General features: G+C 38.0%; 21 protein-coding genes. 19 read left to right on the top strand and 2 right to left on the bottom strand.

All coding sequences use genetic code 11. The features are described from left to right. Positions 1 to 9: 9 nt before the first annotated feature. On the bottom strand, positions 10 to 633 hold the full coding sequence (gene lexA / locus FC19_RS04200) for a transcriptional repressor LexA (protein WP_057875740.1): 624 nt from the start codon (positions 631 to 633) through the stop codon (positions 10 to 12). A 153-nt stretch (positions 634 to 786) separates the two neighbouring features. Here lexA and FC19_RS04195 point away from each other — a divergent pair, with 153 nt between their 5' ends. Together FC19_RS04195 and FC19_RS04190 are read left to right on the top strand one after the other, a co-directional pair. Further along, positions 787 to 1035, top strand: coding sequence for a DUF896 domain-containing protein (locus FC19_RS04195; protein WP_057875739.1), 249 nt, complete (start codon positions 787 to 789; stop codon positions 1033 to 1035). Between the two features lie 88 nt (positions 1036 to 1123). Then, on the top strand, positions 1124 to 1351 hold the full coding sequence (locus tag FC19_RS04190) for a YneF family protein (RefSeq protein ID WP_057875738.1): 228 nt from the start codon (positions 1124 to 1126) through the stop codon (positions 1349 to 1351). A gap of 29 nt (positions 1352 to 1380) precedes the next feature. Here FC19_RS04190 and FC19_RS04185 read toward each other — a convergent pair whose 3' ends face one another. Continuing rightward, entirely contained in the window at positions 1381 to 2010 is a 630-nt protein-coding gene (locus FC19_RS04185) for a lysophospholipid acyltransferase family protein (RefSeq protein WP_057875737.1), read from the bottom strand. A gap of 95 nt (positions 2011 to 2105) precedes the next feature. Here FC19_RS04185 and FC19_RS04180 point away from each other — a divergent pair, with 95 nt between their 5' ends. The 17 genes from FC19_RS04180 to FC19_RS04100 form a co-directional block, all read left to right on the top strand. Next, positions 2106 to 2861 (top strand): tRNA1(Val) (adenine(37)-N6)-methyltransferase, encoded by a 756-nt coding sequence (locus tag FC19_RS04180; RefSeq protein ID WP_057875736.1) that lies wholly within the window; start codon positions 2106 to 2108, stop codon positions 2859 to 2861. Further along, a complete protein-coding gene (locus FC19_RS04175) occupies positions 2839 to 3165 on the top strand; it encodes a GIY-YIG nuclease family protein (RefSeq protein ID WP_057875735.1) in 327 nt (108 codons plus the stop codon). Before FC19_RS04180 ends, FC19_RS04175 begins: the two co-directional genes overlap by 23 nt. A 139-nt stretch (positions 3166 to 3304) precedes the next feature. Further along, entirely contained in the window at positions 3305 to 4294 is a 990-nt protein-coding gene (locus FC19_RS04170) for a D-2-hydroxyacid dehydrogenase (protein WP_057875734.1), read from the top strand. A gap of 186 nt (positions 4295 to 4480) precedes the next feature. Beyond that, positions 4481 to 5275 (top strand): 30S ribosomal protein S2, encoded by a 795-nt coding sequence (gene rpsB, locus FC19_RS04165; protein WP_057875733.1) that lies wholly within the window; start codon positions 4481 to 4483, stop codon positions 5273 to 5275. Between the two features lie 92 nt (positions 5276 to 5367). Then, positions 5368 to 6246, top strand: a complete 879-nt coding sequence (gene tsf, locus FC19_RS04160; protein WP_057875732.1) for a translation elongation factor Ts — start codon at positions 5368 to 5370, stop codon at positions 6244 to 6246. Positions 6247 to 6482: 236 nt separating this feature from the next. Beyond that, on the top strand, positions 6483 to 7205 hold the full coding sequence (gene pyrH, locus FC19_RS04155) for a UMP kinase (protein WP_057875731.1): 723 nt from the start codon (positions 6483 to 6485) through the stop codon (positions 7203 to 7205). A gap of 4 nt (positions 7206 to 7209) precedes the next feature. Beyond that, complete coding sequence (gene frr / locus FC19_RS04150; RefSeq protein WP_057875730.1) at positions 7210 to 7773, top strand: ribosome recycling factor; 564 nt, start codon at positions 7210 to 7212, stop codon at positions 7771 to 7773. Positions 7774 to 7957: 184 nt separating this feature from the next. After that, positions 7958 to 8734 carry an isoprenyl transferase gene (locus tag FC19_RS04145; protein WP_083488349.1) on the top strand — a complete coding sequence of 259 codons (777 nt, stop codon included), beginning with the start codon at positions 7958 to 7960 and terminating at the stop codon, positions 8732 to 8734. 6 nt (positions 8735 to 8740) lie between these two features. Beyond that, positions 8741 to 9526, top strand: coding sequence for a phosphatidate cytidylyltransferase (locus tag FC19_RS04140; protein ID WP_057875729.1), 786 nt, complete (start codon positions 8741 to 8743; stop codon positions 9524 to 9526). Positions 9527 to 9564: 38 nt separating this feature from the next. Further along, positions 9565 to 10842: an RIP metalloprotease RseP gene (gene rseP / locus FC19_RS04135; RefSeq protein WP_057875728.1), complete on the top strand. Its 1278-nt coding sequence runs from the start codon at positions 9565 to 9567 to the stop codon at positions 10840 to 10842. A gap of 65 nt (positions 10843 to 10907) precedes the next feature. Then, a complete protein-coding gene (locus FC19_RS04130) occupies positions 10908 to 12626 on the top strand; it encodes a proline--tRNA ligase (protein ID WP_057875727.1) in 1719 nt (572 codons plus the stop codon). A 74-nt stretch (positions 12627 to 12700) separates the two neighbouring features. After that, positions 12701 to 17071 carry a PolC-type DNA polymerase III gene (locus FC19_RS04125; protein ID WP_420805485.1) on the top strand — a complete coding sequence of 1457 codons (4371 nt, stop codon included), beginning with the start codon at positions 12701 to 12703 and terminating at the stop codon, positions 17069 to 17071. A 174-nt stretch (positions 17072 to 17245) separates the two neighbouring features. After that, a complete protein-coding gene (gene rimP, locus FC19_RS04120) occupies positions 17246 to 17719 on the top strand; it encodes a ribosome maturation factor RimP (RefSeq protein ID WP_057875725.1) in 474 nt (157 codons plus the stop codon). A gap of 24 nt (positions 17720 to 17743) precedes the next feature. Beyond that, the gene (gene nusA / locus FC19_RS04115) at positions 17744 to 18841 is read left to right on the top strand and encodes a transcription termination factor NusA (protein ID WP_057875724.1); all 1098 of its coding nucleotides are present in this window, start codon (positions 17744 to 17746) and stop codon (positions 18839 to 18841) included. A 12-nt stretch (positions 18842 to 18853) separates the two neighbouring features. Then, positions 18854 to 19156, top strand: a complete 303-nt coding sequence (rnpM, locus tag FC19_RS04110) for an RNase P modulator RnpM (protein WP_057875723.1) — start codon at positions 18854 to 18856, stop codon at positions 19154 to 19156. Further along, a complete protein-coding gene (locus FC19_RS04105) occupies positions 19146 to 19448 on the top strand; it encodes a L7Ae/L30e/S12e/Gadd45 family ribosomal protein (protein ID WP_057875722.1) in 303 nt (100 codons plus the stop codon). Before rnpM ends, FC19_RS04105 begins: the two co-directional genes overlap by 11 nt. 84 nt (positions 19449 to 19532) lie before the next feature. Next, positions 19533 to 19892 (top strand): translation initiation factor IF-2 N-terminal domain-containing protein (locus FC19_RS04100; protein ID WP_057875721.1); only part of this gene is annotated, 360 nt, incomplete at its 3' end.

Genomic DNA, 19892 nt, shown 5'->3' with positions numbered 1-19892 from the left:
CGTGCTATTTTAAAGGAAGTTCCGATATAAACCAATGACTTTCCCAAGAATCAAAACCGAATCCAAAATGATGGGATCCATTGAATCATTCTCTGGTTGCAAACGAACATGATCATCTTCTTTGAAGAAACGTTTGCATGTTGCCTCGTTCTCCTCGGTCATCGCAATTACGATATCTCCATTATCGGCATATCGCTGTTTTCGGACAATCACTTTATCGCCATTTAAGATCCCAACGTTAATCATGCTTTTACCGCGTATGGTTAACATGAAGAGGTCATTTGCTGACTCTATGTTCGGCGGCAGTGGAAAATATTCTGTTGCTTCTTCAACGGCAAGAATGGGTGCTCCAGCAGTTACAGTTCCTAAAACTGGAATTGAATCTGCGTGTTCCTCTATTCCAAGTGCTTCCAAACCAGCCGCAGTTAATTCGATTGCACGTGGTTTGGTTGGATCTTTTTGAAGAAATCCTTTTTTTTCTAGTCGTGCAAGGTGTCCGTGGACCGTTGAAGTTGAAGAAAGATCAACTGCTTGACAGATCTCGCGAACTGTTGGCGGATACCCCTTTTCGTTGACTCGTTCATATATGAAGTGTAGAACAGCCATTTGCCTTTTTTCAGAAGCCTTTGTCATTTATGACACCCCAATTACTAAGTTAATAGTTAGATTTTAGCACAAAAGAGTTTTAGTTACAAACAAATGTTCGTGTTGATTATTTGAAGAACACTTGTGTTTCTTGTATGATGTTCTTTGTCAAATTAAAGTGAAACTAGGAGTGAACTAACGATGACTGAAAAAATACCACAAAAGTTGATTGATCGTATTAATGAATTAGCCAAAAAGAAAAAAACGAGTGGTCTTTCACAAACTGAACTTGAAGAGCAAAAAAGCCTGCGGGAGACATACTTGGCACTTTTTCGTGAAACATTCAGAAGTAATATTGAGATGATGCAGGTTTTCGATAAAAAGGGAAAAGAAGTCACACCAGAAAAAGTAAAAAAAATTCAACGAAAAAAAGGATTGCGTGATGATTAGTTTTTTTATATTTTAAGATATGTCCTTTATTTTTTAAGGGTAGTTGTGTAAAATTAGAGAAGAAGTGACTTGAAAGGAGCAATTGTTGATGTCAACGACGATCTGGGTACTTATTGCAATTCTTGCATTGATCGTGGGTTTTGCCGGCGGCTTTTTTGCAGCGCGCAAGTATATGGAAAATTACTTGAAGAAGAATCCTCCAATTGATGAGAATATGCTGAAAGCAATGATGTTGCAAATGGGACAAAAACCATCAGAAAAGAAACTACATCAGATGATGAATGCAATGAAGGCACAAAATAAGAAAAAGAAATAAAAAAAGAGCTCCTTTATGGAGCTCCTTTTTTATTTCTTTAACGTTTTAGGATCAATATATTGGTAAGTTGGATCAATTTCTTTATCTAATTCATCAAAAGAATCGTGGAGTTTCTTGAGAATCTTTTGCTGTCCTTCAGCAGTCAGACGATCCTTACGTCCGATGTACACTGGATCTCCAAATGCGATCGTTACGCGTTTACGGAGAAAAAGTTGTTTAAAAGTTGGAGGTCCTTGGTAGACAGCTGGAACAAGCGGAACTCCAGCTAATTTTGCGATAAGCAGTGCTCCGCCCTTTAGCTTCTGTGAATGACGTGTTCCAGATGGAAACATAATTAAGGAGAGATCGCGCTGTTTAAGCCATTTAACTGGTTTTTTGATTGCAGATGGTCCTGGATGCTTGCGATCTACAGGAAAAGCGTTGGCATGAACCAAAATAAAGCGTAGAATTGGATTCTTGAATAATTCTGATTTTGCCATGAAGGAAAATTTCTTTGGTGAAGCGGCAAGTGCAAAATAAATCATATCGAACCATGCCCGATGCGGGCCAACTAGAATATAGTTACCAGTTGGAAGCTTCTCCTTATGTTGATAATGTGCATTACCATGAATTAAAAAAAGAAAACAGCGTGCAACAACACGAATAAATGAATAGAACATCACGATGACATTCCTTTCTGAATTAAAATATTTCAGTGATTAGTATTGCATAAATTTCGAGTTAGTTGCAAGTCTAAATAAGGTTAGGTAAAAAAATGTGTTTAAATGAAAATGAAAGAATTGATATGTTATATTCAAATGATGTTAAGATAATTCAAAGTGCAGAAGTTTTTTCCTTTTCGTTGGATGCGGTTTTGCTAGCAAATTTTGCAAAACCAGTTAGGAAAAAGAATGGTCGGATCGCGGACCTCTGTGCCGGTAATGGGGCAGTAGGCCTTTTTCTGAGTTCCAAAACACAAGCTCGCATTGTTGAAGTTGAAATTCAGCAACGTTTAGCTGATATGGCGCAACGAAGTATCAAATTAAATAAGCTTGCCGAACAAATGGAAGTCTTGAATATTGATTTAGCTGATGCATATCAATACTTGGAAAAGGATTCTTTTGATACGGTTACCTGTAATCCGCCGTATTTTCCTAATTTGGATGATAGTAAAAAAAATGAAAATCCTTACTTTGCAATTGCTCGTCATGAAATTACAGTTAATCTTGAAAAAATCGTCAAAATTACAAGTGGTTTGCTAAAAATGAATGGGAAAGCTTATTTTGTTCATCGGCCAGAGCGTTCTTTAGAGCTTTTGACACTTCTGCAGAAAAACAGATTGGCTCCTAAAAAAATTCAGCTGGTGTACCCTAAAAAGGGCCGTGAGGCTAATATGATTTTGGTTGAAGCTATTAAAGACGGGCGACAGCAAGGAATTCGTTATTTGCCGCCAATAACAGTATATAATGAAGATAATCAGTATGGATCGTTTGTACAGGAGATTTTGTATGGAGGAAAAAAGTCAGATTAAAAAGTATTTTTTTTATGTTTTGTTATGTGCGGATGGAACGTTGTATGGAGGTTTTACCACAGATTTAAAGCATCGGCTCCATGCTCATAACACCGGGCATGGAGCAAAATATACCAGAGTCAAAAAAAGACGTCCAGTTAAAATTATACATTATGAGATTTTTCAAAAAAAAACGCTGGCTTTGAAGGCAGAGTATGCTTTTAAACATCAGAGCCGTGCTAAAAAAGTTGCGTATTTGAAATCTTGTGGTCTAAATGATGATATTTTCTTGTCCTTGAAAAGAAAAACTGATAAGTTTGCATAGAAACGAGGCAAGCTAAAAGTTTAAACCCAGCTAGAGTTCATGTTACAATGATAGTCGTGCAATTGTCACTGGATTCTAGTGAATGCTGTGGGAGTTGTGCCGCCGTATTATAGATATATTATATAGTTGGAGGTTCACGATGAAGTTTATTGCATTTAACGCTCGTGAGGATGAGCAACAGTATTTTGAAGCTTGGGAAAAGAAAAATGATATCCAAGTCAAAACGGTTAAAGGAGCGCTTGATTCGAATACCCTAGATCGGACTATAGGTTACGACGGGGTGCTTGCATTACAAACAGGCGTTTTCCCAAATAAAATGTTTGATAAGTTAAACAAAAATGGTGTTAAAGTCTTTTCTATTCGAAACGTTGGCGTTGATAATCTTGATTTAGAAGAAGCAAAAAGCAATGGAATCAAGGTTACAAATGTTCCGGCATATTCGCCAAATGCGATTGCTGAATTCTCAGTCACGCAATTAATGCAACTTTTGCGTAATACAACCGTTTTCCGGCGCAAGGTGGCAGAGCATGATTTTCGTTGGGCGCCTTTTGTTGGAAAAGAGCTGCGTTCGCTAACTGTTGGTGTCATTGGAACCGGTCGGATCGGTCGTGCAGCAATTAACATTTATCGCGGTTTTGGAGCAAAAGTCATTGCCTATGATGTCTATCCAAATTCAGAGTTAGAGAAGGAAGGAATGTATGTCTCTTCTTATGATGAATTATTTGCACAATCTGATGTCATTACAATGCATATGCCGGCAACTCCTAAGGATCATCATCTTATCAATGCTGAGACCATTGCTAAGATGAAAAAAGGCGTATATATTATCAATACGGCAAGGGGTTCGCTTATTAATACGCCCGATTTGATTGCTGCCTTAAAAAATGGTCAAGTTGCAGGTGCAGCTTTGGATACTTATGAAAATGAAAGCCCGCTGTTTAACCATGATTTGCGGGAAGAAGAGTTGCAAGATAAGGTCTTCAGCGAATTGCTGGAACTTGATAATGTTCTTGTAACGCCGCATGTGGCCTTTTACACGGAAACGGCAGTTAAAAATATGGTCTTCGTTGCGCTTGATAGTGCTAAAGCTGTTTGTGAAACAGGTACAGCTGATACAATAGTTATTTAGAGAATTTGAATTTAACTTTGTTAATTATAGAAGTTGCTTTTTAAGCAACAATAAGGTAGAATATTAGAGGTTGCTGTGTAGGCAACAATTCACACTCTACGTGATGGCATGAAAGGTGCTCGTATCGAGTCTTCTGTCAGATGAGCCTAGGGGAGGAAAACAAAACAATATCGGAGGTAACAAATTATGGCAGTAATTACCATGAAACAATTGCTCGAAGCAGGTGTTCATTTTGGACATCAAACACGTCGTTGGAATCCTAAGATGAAGAAGTATATTTTCACAGAACGTAATGGAATTTACATTATTGATTTACAAAAAACAGTTAAGCTGATCGATAATGCATATAACTTTGTGAAAGATGCTGCTCAAGATGATGGTGTTATTCTGTTTGTTGGAACAAAAAAACAAGCACAAGATGCAATTGAAGAAGAAGCAAAACGTGCTGGTCAATATTTCGTTAACCATCGTTGGTTAGGTGGAACTTTGACAAACTGGGATACAATTCAAAAACGTATCAAACGTTTGAAGGAAATCAAGGCAATGGCTGAAGATGGAACATTTGATGTCTTGCCCAAGAAAGAAGTTGCTTTGTTGATTAAGCAAAGAGAACGTCTTGAAAAATTCCTTGGCGGTATCGAAGATATGCCACGTATTCCAGATGTGATGTTTATCGTTGATCCTCGCAAAGAAAGAATTGCTGTTAAGGAAGCACGTAAACTTAACATTCCGATCGTTGCGATGGTTGATACAAACGCTGATCCAGATGAAATTGATGTTAAGATTCCATCAAATGATGATGCAATTCGTGCTGTTCGCTTGATTACTTCTAAGATGGCGGATGCTGTTATTGAAGCTCATCAAGGTGAAGATCAGGAAAAATTAACAGAGAATTCATTTGGCGAAACTAAAAAAGCTGATTCAATTGAAGACATCGTAGAAGCTGTTGAAGGCAAAAACGATACCAAAGATGCTGAATAGTTAAAACATAGGCTGTCTCAAACGTTAGGCACGTTAAGGGCCTTGGGTTTTGAGGCAGTTTTTATTAAAAAACTTTTAAGGAGGCCATTGATATGGCAAAGATTTCTGCTTCTCAAGTTAAAGAATTGCGTGATAAAACAGGTGTTGGAATGATGGCTGCTAAAAAAGCCCTCGTTGCAGTGGATGGAGATATGGCTAAGGCCGTTGATTATTTACGTGAAAAAGGAATTGCTAAAGCTGCTAAAAAAAGTGACCGAGTTGCGGCTGAAGGGTTGGCTGATGTTGAAGTTGTTGGAAATACGGCTGCAATTGTTGAAGTTAACGCAGAAACAGATTTTGTTGCTCAAAATGCCCAATTCAAAGAATTAGTTAAAAAAATTGCTAATACTGTTGCGAAAGAAAAGCCAGCAACTGTTGAAGATGCATTGAAGGTAAAAACAGCCAATGGGACTGTGAACGATGAAATCATTGAAGCAACACAGGTCATCGGTGAAAAAATTACTTTGCGTCGTTTCACGATTGCTGAGAAAAATGACAGCCAAAACTTTGGAGCATATTTGCATATGGGTGGCAAGATCGCAACATTAGTTGTTCTTGAGGGTGCCGATGAAGCAACTGCAAAAGATGTTGCAATGCATGTAGCTGCAATTAATCCCAAGTATGTCAACCGTGATCAAGTTCCCGCTGAGGAACTGAGTCATGAAAAAGAAGTCTTGACCCAAGAAGCCTTAAATGAAGGCAAGCCTGAAAAAATCGTTGAAAAAATGGTTGAGGGTCGTTTAAACAAGTTCTTGGCAGAAATTAGTCTTGTTGATCAAGAGTTTGTCAAAGATCCTGATCAAACTGTTGGTAAATATGTTGCTTCAAAGAATGGCAAAGTGCTCTCCTTTGTCCGTTATGAAGTTGGCGAAGGTATTGAAAAGAAGGAAGATAACTTTGTTGATGAAGTAATGAGCCAAATTAAAGATTAATTTGGGATCTATTAACTTAGAATTGCATTTTTATTCATGGGACTGTGGCTAATAATGTCACAGTTTTTTTTTTTAGAAAATAAATTTTTGTATTTAATAAGGTTTAGTACATTCAAGAAATGGTATGACGTAAAATTGCTTTTAAGATATTCAAGTCAACAAAAGTATGTTAAAATAAATAAGAATGTGTTCGTAAAATATTGATTGTGAATTTACAATGAACGAGGAGGGCCATAATGGCAAACGTTAAGTATAAACGTGTGGTATTAAAATTAAGTGGTGAGGCGTTAGCGGGTGACTTAGGCACCGGGATCAACCCTCCAGAAATTCGAAAAGTTGCGGAAGAAATTAAAGAGGTACATAATTTAGGTGTTCAGATAACAATTGTTGTTGGTGGTGGAAACATGTGGCGCGGTGAAGCTGGCGCACAAATGGGAATGGAACGTTCACAAGCTGATTATATCGGAATGCTTGCGACAGTTATGAATGCATTAGCATTGCAAGATAATTTGGAATCAATTGGTGTTCCAACCCGTGTTCAAACCTCTATTGAGATGCGACAAATTGCAGAACCTTACATTCGGCGCAAGGCAATTCGTCACTTAGAGAAGGGACGAATTGTGATTTTTGCTGGCGGAACAGGTTCTCCTTACTTTTCGACAGACACAACAGCAGCTTTGCGTGCGTCAGAGGTTAACGCTGATGTGATTCTGATGGCCAAAAATGGTGTTGATGGTATTTATTCAGCTGATCCAATGAAAGATGCAAGTGCAGTAAAATATGATAAGTTAACACACTTGGATATTATTAATAAAGGCTTGCAGGTTATGGATACAACAGCATCTTCCTTATCGATGGATAACGATATTCCGTTAGTTGTTTTCAACATGAATGAGCGTGGAAATATTAAACGTGTTGTGAAAGGTGAAACAATCGGAACAACAGTGAAAGGAAAATAATATTATGCAAATCAATGACCCGATAATCAAGAAAGCAAAAGATAGAATGACTAAAGCAGAAGAAGCATTTCAACGTGAGCTGGGGAATATTCGCGCGGGACGTGCTAATGCTAGTTTACTGAATCGTATCATGGTTGACTATTATGGTGTTTCGACGCCATTAAATCAGATAGCGCAAATTTCAGTTCCAGAAGCTCGTGTTTTGCTTGTCACACCGTATGATAAATCAGCATTAAAAGATATCGAACATGCAATTTTGGCTTCTGACTTGGGTATTTCGCCTGCTAATGATGGCTCAGCTATTCGGCTGGTTATTCCACAGTTGACCGAGGAAAGACGTAAGGATCTCGCTAAGGAAGTTAAAGCTGAAGCTGAAAATGCTAAGATTGCTGTGAGAAATGTACGTCGCGATATGATGGATGAACTTAAAAAGGCCGAAAAAAATGGTGATCTCACCGAGGACGACCTGCATGTTCTAGAAGAACAAGGACAAAAGGTAACAAATAGCTCAATTAAGAATGTTGAAGCTATACAAGCTGAAAAAGAAAAAGAAATTCTTGACGTTTAAAGTAAGCAGCCATCTGCTGAGGATGGTCATGAACAACGGGTAGCATTGTTGGATCTTTTGATTGATTGAATCAACAGAGTCATTTTTAAGATTCTTTGTTGATGGTGTGAATCAATGGGTTCCTCTTTGCCCCGTTGTTCATTTTTTGCTAAAATATATTTTGACTTTTAATGGAGGTGTATCTTTGTTCTCAAAGCTAATTAAGAATGGGTCACATTCGGAAGAAGAGATGGTACTCGATCCAAAAAGGATTCCTGCGCATATTGCAATAATTATGGATGGAAATGGTCGTTGGGCACAAAAACGGCATCTTCCGCGCATTGCTGGACACAAAACAGCCTTAGAGACTGTCAAGGAAGTCACAAGGGCAGCAAATGGATTGGGTGTAAGAGTGCTTACACTGTATACTTTTTCAACTGAGAATTGGAAAAGGCCCAAAAAAGAAGTAGATTTTTTAATGGGATTACCGATAACTTTTTTTGATACATTTGTTCCTGAACTAATTGAAAAAAATATCCGTGTCAATGCCATCGGCTATATTGATGACCTGCCTGCTAAAACTAAAGAAGCAGTTAGACGAGCCATTGAGCAAACCGCACTGAATGATGGAATGATCCTTAATTTTGCGATTAACTATGGTGGGCGTGCGGAAATAAATACCATGGTTAAAGAAATTGCTAAACAGGTAAAAGCTGGACGGTTGGATATTGATGAAATAGATGATCAAAAAATTACGGAAACACTTATGACTGATTCCTTAAAACCATATAATGATCCTGATTTGTTGATTAGAACCAGTGGAGAAATAAGATTGTCCAATTTTTTGCTGTGGCAAGTTGCTTACAGTGAATTTGTATTTTCAGATGTTTTGTGGCCAGATTATACGGCAGAAACTCTAAAGGAAAATATTTACGAATACCAAAGCCGTAATCGGCGCTTTGGTGGTTTGAAGAAGGAGTAGTTTATTATGAAACAACGTGTAATAACAGCGACGATAGCTTTATTAATTTTTATTCCATTAGTTATCTATGGAAAATTACCATTTGAGATATTGTGTATATTGCTCGGTTTAATTGGTTTATCGGAAATATATATAATGCGAAAAAAATTATTAGTTTCACCTGAAGCGATGATTGGCTCTCTGGCAGGATTAACGCTTCTAATTCCGGAGCAGTGGTTAACCTTTTTGCCTGATCCAGAGCTGCGTTTCAGCATTTTTTATTTTTTCATTCTCATATATTTGTTGTACACAGTTGTGACACGTAACCGTTTTTCATTTGACGATGCGGGTTTTTTAACGCTTGGCGTTATTTACATTTCCGTCGGATTTCACTACTTGATTGTCGCACGTCAAGCAGGATTAGATGTTCTTTTTCTAATTCTATTTGTTGTTTGGGCAACTGACAGTGGGGCTTATATGGTCGGACGTAAGTTTGGGAAAAACAAACTTGCCCCGCATATTAGTCCTAATAAAACTTGGGAAGGCACGATTGGTGGGTCAGTAATAGCGTTGATAGTCGGTGCAGTATTTACATACTTTTTCCCACAGGTTTACAGTTGGGGAACGATGCTGTTAGTGATACTCTTAGCTTCTGTTGCAGGACAGTTAGGCGATCTTGTTGAATCAGCACTTAAACGTTATTATGGTGTTAAGGATTCTGGAAAAATTCTGCCTGGCCATGGTGGCATTTTGGATCGTTTTGATTCGTTATTGGTTGTTTTACCCATTATGCATTTTGTTGGATTGATCTGATAATTAGACGCTTTTATTCATGATGAAAGGAATATTATATGATTATAACTATCATTACTTTTATTATCATTTTTGGAATTCTTGTACTTGTGCATGAATTTGGACATTTCTATTTTGCCAAGCGTGCAAATATACTCGTACGTGAATTTTCAATTGGAATGGGTCCTAAAATCTTTTCTTACCATAAAAATGCGACTACTTATACGATTAGAATCCTTCCTTTAGGCGGATATGTCAGAATGGCGGGATTAGAAGAAAATGATGAATCGTTAAAAGCGGGTAAACTCATTACGCTCATTTTGGACGAGCAAGGAAAAGTTGCTAAAATAAATGCAAGTCAGAAGAAATTATTGTTGAATGGGATTCCATTTCAAGTTGTAAAATGGGATTTAGAAAAAGAACTGTGGATTGAAGGTTATGAAAATGGCGATGAGGACCAGTATCATCGCTATTCCGTTTTTCATGATGCATCAATTATTGAGGATGATGGTACTGAGGTAAGAATTGCTCCGCTTGATGTGCAGTTTCAATCTGCAAAGTTAACACAAAGAATGTTAACTAATTTTGCTGGGCCGCTTAACAACTTTATTTTAGCAATTGTTGCATTTACACTGCTAGCTGTTTTGCAGGGTGGGGTTCTTAGTTCAACCAATACGATTGGAAAAGTAGTAACCGATTCAGCTGCCGATAAAGCTGGGCTTAAAGCAAGCGATAAAATTGTCGAGGTCAATAATGAAAAAACTGATAGTTGGGAGAAGCTAGTTGCTCAGATCAGTAAACAAGGCGGAAAAAAGACAGATTTATTGATAGAGAGAGACGGAAAAAAACAAAGTATTACGATTACACCGAAAGTTAAAAATAGCAATGGTCAGAAAATTGGTCAAATTGGGATTGAGTCAAAAGTAAATAAAAACAGATCTCCATGGGCAATTATCACATATGGTTTTACTGAGACATGGGGAATGATTGTGGCTATTTTTAGTGCTCTCATTGGAATGTTTACAAAAGGTTTCAGTTTAAATGATCTTGGGGGGCCTGTCGCAATGTATTCCTACACCTCACAGGCGGCTAAATATGGAATTGTAAATGTTATTCGTTTGTTAGCCTTCTTATCAGTTAATCTAGGAGTGGTTAATCTATTACCGATACCAGCACTGGATGGTGGAAAACTGCTGCTGAATGTTATCGAGGGAATTAGGCATAAACCGATATCACCTGAAAAAGAAGGAATCATTACATTGATAGGTTTCGGTTTTTTGATGCTGTTGATGATACTTGTTACGTGGAATGATATTCAGCGTTATTTTTTTAATTAGTCAAAAGAAAATTTTGAAGAGCACAATTATTTAATTAAGATGGGTTTATAAAGGAGATTTTTTGTATGAAACAGTCAAAAATATTGATTCCAACAATCAAAGAGGTGCCAAGTGATGCTGAAGCACTGAGCCATAAGATGATGCTGCGTGCAGGATATGTCAAGCAAATTACAGCGGGAATGTACGCTTATTTACCATTGGCACACAAAGTGCTACAGAAAATCGAACAGATAATTCGTGAGGAAATGGATAAAATTGATGCAGTAGAGATGTTGGTCCCGGCTATTATCCCTGCTGAGCTATGGAAGGAATCCGGCCGTTATGACACTTATGGACCAACCATGTTTAAACTAAAAGATCGACATAAACGTGATTTTATCATGGGACCAACACATGAAGAAACATTTACTGCTATTATGCGTGACGCTGTTAAATCATATAAAAAATTACCTTTGACACTGTATCAGATTCAAATGAAGTATCGTGATGAAAATCGTCCACGGTTTGGATTATTGCGTGGTCGCGAATTTTTGATGTTCGATGGGTATTCATTTCACGCGGACCAGAGCAGCCTTGATAAAGTTTACCGCCAATTCGAATCAGCCTATCAAAATATTTTTGAACGTTGTGGTTTAGACTTCAGAAGTATTATCGGAGATGCTGGTGCAATGGGTGGTCGTGACTCCAAGGAATTTATGGCGATTGCAGACATTGGTGAAGACACCGTTGTTTATTCGGATCAAAGCGATTATGCGGCTAATCTTGAAATGGCAACGAACAAAAGAACTCTGCAGACTAAGCACGAAGCACAATTGGAGTTGAAAAAGGTTGCAACTCAAAGTGCCAAAACAATTGATGAAGTTGCCAAGTTATTGGATGTTGAACAGAGCAAGATAATTAAAACGTTGCTTGTTATTGCTGACGAAAAACCTATTGTGGTTTTGCTGCGGGGAACAGATGAACTCAATGAAGTCAAACTTAAAAATTATCTAAGCGCCAATGTTATGCGAATGGCAAGTGATGCTGAAACTAAGCAGTACTTAGGAGCTGATTTTGGAGCGCTAGGTCCTGTCGGAATTGATGAAAAAATTAAAGTTATTGCCGATTTAGATGTTGAAGAACTAAATAATAGCGTTGTTGGTGCTAACGAAGATGGATACCATCTGTTGAATGCTAACATTGACCGTGATTTTAAAGTCGATGACTACAGTGATTTGCGTTTAGTTCACGAGGGTGAAATTGCTCCTGACGGTAAAGGCAAGTTGCGATTTACAAAGGGAATTGAAATTGGACATATTTTTAAATTAGGAACGAGATATTCTGAAACACTTGGTGCTAACGTGCTTGACGAAAATGGGCGTCAAAAACAAGTTATCATGGGTTGCTATGGTATTGGAATTTCACGTTTGCTTTCAGCAATTGTTGAACAGCATTGCGATGAGAATGGGATTATTTGGCCTCAGAATATAGCTCCATTTGATGTTCATGTTGTTCCTGTCAATGTTAAAAATAAAGAACAGATGACTGTAGCTGAAGAAGCCGCATCTATTCTGGAAAAAGCAGGGTATAGCGTCTTATTTGATGATCGTAAAGCTAGAGCTGGGGTTAAATTTGCGGACTCAGATTTAATGGGGCTGCCAGTACGAATTACTGCTGGCAAGAAAGCAGATGAAGGCATTGTGGAAATCAAACTCAGAAAGAACGGCGAAACTTTGGAAGTTCGAACGGATGAGTTGCTTAATTCTGTTACTATTTTATTAAATGAAGAAAAAAAAGCTCAATAGTATGCAACAAGCTGGCGGCTAATTTAATAATAACAATTAGGCTGAAATGAATGACGAATTTATTCCAGCCTTTTATGAATCGTAAAGGAAGGATAATCACTGTGAAACTTGATAAACGATTGTTGTTCCGTAAATTACTTGAGCAGATCAAGTGGGAACCTTCTCCAGAACAAGAAAAACACTTAGCTGAAACTGAAATAAGAAAAGTTGAGGTTCATCGCAAATCTAAACGCTGGGATTTTGTAATATGCACTGATGACATATGGCCATTTGCAACATTTTTTGAATTTTGGCAGCATCTTAAACTGGGCTTCAAGGATATTGCAGAAACGGACATTATTATTCAAACTGATTCACCAAACTTAAGTGATAAAAATCTTGGAGAATACTGGGAATGGGTCGTCAAAAACTGCGGCATTAGTTCGCCGCTTGTTCAAGAGCTATGCAATAGTAATGTCCCATATCTTGACGAAAAGCGTGTGATGTTTATCGCAGACAATGAAGTTGTCAAAAATTTTTTAACAACACAAGCTCTGGGGCCGATCGAACAAGAGTACCAAAAATTGGGATTTCCGGACTTTTCTGTTCAGACTTTGGTTGATCAATCAAAATCACAAAAGAAAATTGATGAATTTAAAGAAAGAAAAGCTAAAACTGATGCTGAGCTGGCAAAAAAGGCAGTTGAAGCAATAAAAAAACAGAATAAACAAAAAAAGGAAAATGAACAAGCTTTACCTGTAATCGAAGGTCCGGTAACTTTAGGCAAAAAGATTGATAACAGAGAACAGCCGCTTCAAATGGTTGATATTACAGAAGAAGAACGTTCAGTAATTGTCCAAGGTTATATCTTTGATAAAGAAGTTCGCAAGCTGCGTTCATCGCGCGAGTTGTTAATTATCAAAATAACTGATTATAGTTCATCGATCGTTGTCAAAAAATTCTCGCGGACCGATGAGGACGAGGCATGTTTCAATGCTATCAAGGAAGGCCAGTGGGTCAAAGTTCGAGGAAGTGTGCAAGAAGATAATTTTATGCATGATCTAGTTATCAATGCTTATGATATCAATCAGATTCCACACAGCGAACGGCAGGATACAGCAGCGGAGGATGAAAAGCGAGTTGAACTGCATCTTCACACAAATATGAGTATGATGGATGCAACAAACAGTATTACAAGTTACGTTGAGCAGGCAGCTAAATGGGGCCAAAAGGCAATCGCGGTAACAGATCACAGTACATTGCAGGCTTTCCCAGAAGCACATACAGCTGGTCAAAAAAATAATATAAAGATTTTATACGGTGTTGAAGCCAATGTGGTAGATGATGGGACTCCGATCGGTTACAATGATGCACATGTGTTATTGAAAGATGCTACTTACGTTGTTTTTGATACCGAAACAACAGGCCTTTCTGCCCGCTATGACAAGGTCATTGAATTGTCGGCTGTCAAGATGAATAAGGGAAACGTTATTGACCAGTTTGAAGAATTTATAGATCCAGGTCACCCTCTGTCTCAAACAACAATCAACCTAACAAGTATCACGGATGATATGGTTCGTGGATCAAAAAGTGAAGCAGAGGTCTTTAAATTATTTCAGGCTTTTTGTAAGGATTCTATTATTGTAGGACATAACGCGACTTTTGATGTTGACTTCATGAATACAGGCTACAAGCGGCATAATTTACCGCTTATTCAAAGCCCGTGGATTGATACACTGACATTGGCTCGGTTGTTATACCCGCAATTAAAAAGTTTTCGTTTGAACAAATTAACAAAAATGCTGAATGTCAACTTAGAACATCATCATCGTGCTATCTATGATGCTGAAGCAACAGGGCATATTTACTTTGCAATGTTAAAAGAAGCAGAAGAAAAATATCATATAGAGTATCATGATCAGCTAAACAATTACTTGGGTGAAAGTGCAGCATATAAACATGAACATCCTTTTCATGCGACGATTATCGCAGTCAATCAGATTGGTTTAAAAAATCTTTTCAAACTTGCTTCTTTATCGATGGTTAAATATTTCTATCGCATGCCGCGAATACCGCGTTCTGAGCTAACAAAGTATCGTGAGGGATTAATAATTGGTTCTGCTTGTTCGAATGGTGAAGTGTTTACTGCGATGATGCAAAAGGGGTATAACGAAGCTAAGGAAAAAGCGATGTTCTATGATTATCTTGAAATACAGCCTAAGCCGCTTTATGCACCGTTGTTAGAGCAAGAGCTCATTAAAGATACACAAGATTTAGAAGAAATAATCAAAAACATGGTCGATCTTGGGAAAGAATTGAAAAAACCAGTCGCTGCAACTGGGGATGTTCACTTTTTAAATAAAGAAGATGCTATTTATCGAAAAATTTTGGTCCATTCACAAGGTGGTGCTAATCCACTCAATCGTATCAAACAATTACCAGATGCACATTTCAGAACAACGGATGAAATGTTGGCTGAGTTCTCATTTTTAGGAGAGGAGACAGCCAAAAAGGTGGTTGTTGATGATCCTAACAGGATTAAAGATATGACGGAGGAAATAACTCCTGTCAAGGACAAGTTGTATACTCCAAAAATGGACGGGGCAGAAGAAGAAATTAAAGAGTTAACGATGAATAAGGCGCATGAACTTTATGGTGATGAACTTCCTGACATTGTGCAGAAGCGATTGGACAAGGAACTTAAAAGCGTTATAGGAAATGGATTCTCTGTTATTTATCTGATTGCACAAAAGTTGGTTTTCAAGTCAAATAAGGATGGATATTTGGTTGGGTCGCGAGGATCTGTTGGTTCAAGTTTAGTTGCAACAATGGCAGGGATTACAGAAGTCAATCCTCTCCCGCCTCATTATCGTTGTCCTAGCTGCAAGTGGAGTCATTTCTATGAAAAAGGTGAGTATGGGTCCGGTTACGATTTGCCTGAAAAGAAATGCCCCAACTGTGGAACAGAATTAGTTAAAGATGGACATGATATTCCGTTTGAGACTTTCCTTGGATTTTATGGTAATAAGGTACCTGATATTGATTTAAACTTTTCAGGCGACTATCAGCCGATTGCACATAATTACACTAAAGTTTTGTTTGGTGAAAAGAATGTTTACCGCGCAGGAACGATCGGAACAGTTGCTGATAAAACAGCGTATGGATATGTAAAAGCATATGAGCGTGATACAGAACAAACGCTGCGAAATGCAGAAATTGATCGGCTTGCGAAGGGAGCTACTGGGGTTAAAAGGACGACTGGTCAACATCCAGCAGGGATTATTGTTGTACCTGACTACATGGATATTTATGACTTTACGCCTATTCAGTATCCAGCTGATGACTTGTCAGCTGCATGGCAGACAACCCATTTTGATTTCCATTCAATTCACGATAACATTCTTAAATTAGATATTCTGGGGCATGATGATCCAACGATGATTAGAATGCTGCAGGATCTTTCTGGAGTTGATCCAAAAACTATTCCTCCGACTGATCCGGGAATAATGCAGTTATTCACCGGAACTGAGATTTTAAATGTAACTTCTGATCAGATTAATTCTAATACGGGAACTTTGGGTATTCCGGAATTTGGGACGCGTTTTGTTCGCGGAATGTTGGAAGAAACTGAACCTCAGACATTTTCTGAATTGCTGAAAATTTCAGGTTTATCACATGGAACCGATGTTTGGCTTGGGAATGCTGAAGAACTGATCAAAGATGGAACAGTTACAATGCCTGAAGTTATCGGATGTCGTGATGATATCATGATGGATCTAATCCATATGGGCGTCGAGGCTGATCGTGCTTTCAAAATAATGGAACATGTGCGAAAAGGACGTGGAATACCTGATGATTGGCAGCAAGATATGCGGGATGCAAAAGTCCCAGAATGGTATATTGACGCATGCCTAAAAATCAAGTATATGTTTCCTAAAGCACATGCTGCAGCTTATGTCATGATGGCGCTGCGCATTGCATACTTCAAAGTTTACTTTCCACTTCTTTACTACTGCGCATATTTTAGTGTTCGTGCAGATGATTTTGATCTGGTAGCAATGTCACGCGGTAAAGATGCAGTTAAAGCTGCTATGAAGGACATTACAGATAAAGGAATGGATGCTTCGACGAAAGAAAAGAATCTCCTGACAGTACTTGAGTTGGCTAATGAAATGCTTGAACGCGGTTTTACATTTCAGATGGTCGAACTTAAAAAATCTGATGTTTCGACATGGAAAATCGAGGGTAAAAGCTTGATTGCACCATTTAATGCCGTTCCTGGTTTAGGAACTAACGTTGCAAAGCAAATAGTAGCAGCGCGCGAAGAAAGGCCATTCTTATCAAAAGAGGATCTTGCCAAAAGAGGGAAAGTTTCTAAGACATTAATCGACTTCATGACTGAAAATCATGTTTTAGATAATCTGCCAGATGAGAACCAATTAAGTTTATTTGATTCAATGTTTTAATTAACGCTAAAAACGTGCTTTTTTTCAATAGGCATAGTTGTTTAGACCGCTTTTTTATGGTAAAATTGTTATTGTAATTAGATAACTCGTTAAGAGTGAGCAGTGATGCTCGCTCTTTTTATTGCAACTACTGAAGTAACAGTAGAATCGGAAAAGTTATAAGGAGGTCAATGCGTGAGTACCGTAGTAAAGACAGTTACTGAGTTAGTTACGCCTATTTTAAAAGCAAATAATTTCGAATTGGTCGATATTGAATTTGTAAAGGAAGGTAAAAGCTGGTATCTACGTGTTTTTATCGATAAAGAAAATGGGATTAACATTGAAGAATGTGCTTTGGTAAGTGATCAGCTAAGTGAAAAACTTGACTCTTGTGACCCTGATCCGATTCCTCAGGCATATTATCTTGAAGTTTCCTCTCCAGGAGCGGAACGTCCACTTAAAAAAGCGCGCGATTTTGAGAGAGCGATGAATAAATATATTCATGTTTCATTGTACCAGCAGCTTGATGGTTCAAAAGTGTACGAGGGGACCTTGATTGCTCTAAATGATACAGATCTAACACTTGAATATATGGATAAAACACGTAAAAAAACAGTTAAAATAAATCGTAAACAGATTGCCCAAGCACGGTTGGCCATCAAATTCTAAATACCATTAAGGAGAAAAAGTAAGATGAGTAAGGAATTATTGAATGCCTTAGATGCATTAGAAAAGGAAAAAGGTATAAAAAAACAAGTCGTACTTGATGCGCTTGAAGCGGCGTTAGTTTCGGCTTATAAACGTAATTATGGTCAAGCTCAAAATGTTGAAGTTGATTTTGATCAAAATGGCGGCGATATACATGTTTACGCTGTTAAAGAAGTTGTTGATGAGGTATTTGATTCGCGTTTAGAGGTCAGCCTGAAAGAGGCTCTTCAGATCAACAAAGCATATGAGGTCGGGGATACGATTCGCTTTGAGGTAACACCCAAGAACTTTGGGCGAATAGCTGCGCAGACTGCTAAGCAAGTTATCATGCAACGTGTTCGTGAAGCAGAACGTGGAATCATTTATGATGAGTATATCCAATATGAAAATGAAATTGTAACAGGTGAAGTGGAACGGCATGATCATCGCTATGTTTATGTGAACTTAGGACGTGTTGAGGCTGTATTATCACACCAAGATCAAATTCCAGGTGAGGAATATAAAGCGCATGATCGTATTAAAGTTTATATTTATAAAGTGGAAAATACTTCAAAGGGTCCGCAAGTCTTTGTAAGTCGATCACACCCTGATCTTTTAAAACGTCTGTTTGAACAAGAAATTCCGGAAATATTCGATGGCACAGTTGAAATTGTTTCAATAGCACGCGAGGCGGGCGATCGCGCTAAGGTAGCTGTACGTTCAAATAGTGAAGGTGTTGACCCAGTTGGAACATGTGTCGGCCCTCGCGGCGAACGAGTTCAGGTAATTGTTAATGAACTGAAGGGCGAGAATATGGATATCGTTGAGTGGCGCGATGAACCAGCAGATTTTATTAGCAATGCTTTAAATCCCGCTGAAGTCTTAAACGTTGTTTTTGATCCGCAAAATGAACGTGCATGTACAGTGGTTGTTCCAGATGATCAGCTTTCACTTGCCATTGGGAAAAAAGGGCAAAATGCTCGACTTGCGGCCAAATTGACTGGCTTCAAAATTGATATTAAGTCTGAATCAGAGTTCGATAATACAAGCAGCTCTGAAGAAAACAAAGAAACTGTAACAGATCAATCTATTGACAATAACTAAGGGGGTATTCAAATGGCTCGTAAGCGAAAGATACCAATGCGCAAAGATATTGTTACTGGTGAAATGAAGCCCAAAAAAGAGCTGGTGCGGATTGTTAAGAACAAAGAAAACGAAGTCAGTCTTGACCCAACTGGTAAAAAAGCTGGACGTGGTGCCTACATTTGTTTGGATGTCGATATTGCTAAAAAGGCTCAGGCGGAGCGAACTTTTGACAAAGTATTCGAAACAAAAATTCCTGATGAATTTTACGATGAATTAGTAAAATATGTTGACCATCAAGCTGCACGGCGTGAGTTGTTCGGAAATGGAAAATAAAAAGAAAGTACTCCAGATGCTTGGGCTTGCTCGACGAGCAAATAAACTCACAACGGGCGATGAAAATGTTTTGAAAAAAATTCGTACAAATAAAACATACTTCGTTTTTGTAGCGAGTGATTGTTCTGAAACTACACTCAAAAAATATACAGACAAATGTCAAAGTTACAATATCACAATGAATAGTAGTTTTACGCAGATTGAACTTAGCAATGCTATTGGAATTCAACGCAAAATTGTTGCGGTCGATGATAGTGGCTTTAGTCGAAAAATTACTTTATTATTAGAGTGAGAGTAATATTTTGCAACTTTGGATTGTTGTATTTGAACGAATAGCTCTGGAAATGATTTTATTTAATGATAGGAGTGTGAATGTATGGGGAAAAAACGAATTTACCAATTAGCTAAAGAATTAAATGTCAACAGTAAAGCTGTCATTGAAGTTGCGCGACAAAAAGGATTTTCAGTTAGCAATCATATGTCAACTATTGGTGATAATGAAGAACGTCAATTACGAGAAGTATTAGCAAAAAAGGCCGTAAAAACTGTAAATAAAAATAAGCCTGTGGCTATGAACGAGCGGCCGTCAAAGCATCATGAAGGCTCACAACATAAAACAGCCAGTGTTCATAAAAATAATAATCATAAGAATGAGGTAAAGTCTATTCCTAATAAAAGTGATCAGTCTCTAAAATCAAAGAAAACAGTGACAAACAATACCAGAAAACAAAGTACC

Source organism: Liquorilactobacillus aquaticus DSM 21051, assembly GCF_001436755.1.
In the GTDB taxonomy this organism is placed as follows: domain Bacteria; phylum Bacillota; class Bacilli; order Lactobacillales; family Lactobacillaceae; genus Liquorilactobacillus; species Liquorilactobacillus aquaticus.
The sequence above is the reverse complement of the archived record's forward strand: the minus strand, read 5'-3'. Positions and strand labels throughout refer to the sequence as shown.